1 protein-coding gene is annotated in these 1,457 nt (G+C 44.7%); it reads right to left on the reverse strand.

All coding sequences use genetic code 11. The annotated features are described in order from the left end of the window. Window positions 1–43: 43 nt before the first annotated feature. Window positions 44–1,369 (reverse strand): transposase, encoded by a 1,326-nt coding sequence (locus EDC14_RS26410; protein WP_132018420.1) that lies wholly within the window; start codon window positions 1,367–1,369, stop codon window positions 44–46. Window positions 1,370–1,457: the final 88 nt, after the last annotated feature.

The following is a 1,457-nucleotide window of genomic DNA, read 5'->3' on the forward strand; positions in this document are numbered from 1 at the left end:
AAGCGTTGTGAAGAACCCATAGTTTTTAAGGGGATCAAAAAACTCAAACAAGATCCAATCCAAAATTTGAAACTGAAAAGCTGAAAAAAGGTAGAACCTTGAAAACCGAAAAGCCCTCTTTAAATCGAACGGCTGTAGTTTGAACCCCCGTTGCCTTGTTAGGCTTACTTCGGGTTAAGTGTCTAACCAAACGTTTTATGTTTTGTACCGTGGCCGTTAATCGAGCTTGGATTTTCATATTCTCTAGTCCGTATCCTCTGGCTCGATCCAACCCATGGCATTCTTTCGCTTCCGCAAATTTATGCTCAATCTTGATTCGCAGTTTATAGGTTTTGCTGAATACACGCTTTCGATTGAGTCGGCGCGCATAATTCCGTGCTTTGATTTCATTGAAAAGATTGTGCCGTCTCCGATAACAGTCGAGTTTAAACGTTCTTCGTTTCCAAACCGGAACTACTTCAAAATCCAGTGAGTCCATGGAAACCAAGGGGTGAATCCCTTGATGACGAAGCTTGTGAAGAAACTCACCGGCACGGTAGTTTTTATCCATCAACGCAAATACATTCCTACCAAGGCGTTCTAAAAATTCAATGGCGGTTTCTCGTTCAGCCCGGCCATGCGCTAAGGTTGCCTCTGTATCCAGGATAACCCCGGAGCGAACATCTAACGCGTCGTGTACCAGATAACTCAGTTTTGCCTCATGGGCGCTGTTTTTACGATATAGCCGCGCATCTGGGTCCGTCGTTGAACGATGAGTTTGATTGGAAAATTTCTCGCCCCGAAAATCGGGATCCCCACTGGAGCGGGCCGGCTTTTCAGACTTGTCGTCGGTTGCTTTAGTCGGTTCCATCTGAAGCCGATTCAAATACTCGTCAATACTAACAACTGGTGTAATCGCTTCTAAACTAGTGACCGCAGCGTTGGCTTCAACTTGAGTACCATCGATGGCAACAAGGTTCCCTTTGACTAACCCGCTTTGGATGCATTGTTCGACAATTCGCCGAAAAATGAGGTCGAAAACTTCCATACCCCAACGTTGACGGGTTTTTATCCAAGTACTTCGGTCCGGAACTAGGTCGTTGAATTCAAGTTTGCAAAACCAGCGGTATCCCGCATGCATTTGAAGTTCATTCCATAGGCGGAGTTCGGAAAAGTTCTCAAAGTAACCGATTAACATGATTCGCATGATTGTTTCTGGCGCTGCCGAGGGTCTTCCATTGTCAGCACAATACTTGTCTTTGACCAACTCCCGGATAAATGAAAAATCGATGACTCGATTCACTTTCCGGTAAAAGTAGTTTTCTGGGACGAGGTCTTCCATCGTGACCATTTGAAATATGTTGGTTTGCTCCGACTTCTCGCCTATCATTGCTATCTCTCCAACGTTTTCTGATAGCTATTACTTTGTTCTTAGAACCCTTATTTCCTGCTGGTTCATGAGGTTTTTCACAACGCTT

Source organism: Hydrogenispora ethanolica (assembly GCF_004340685.1).
Classification (GTDB): Bacteria; Bacillota; UBA4882; order UBA8346; family UBA8346; genus Hydrogenispora; species Hydrogenispora ethanolica.

Excerpts from the sequence above, each read along its gene's own strand:
- EDC14_RS26410 (WP_132018420.1), bottom strand. The coding sequence starts at position 1,369 with ATGATAGGCGAGAAGTCGGAGCAAACCAACATATTTCAAATGGTCACG.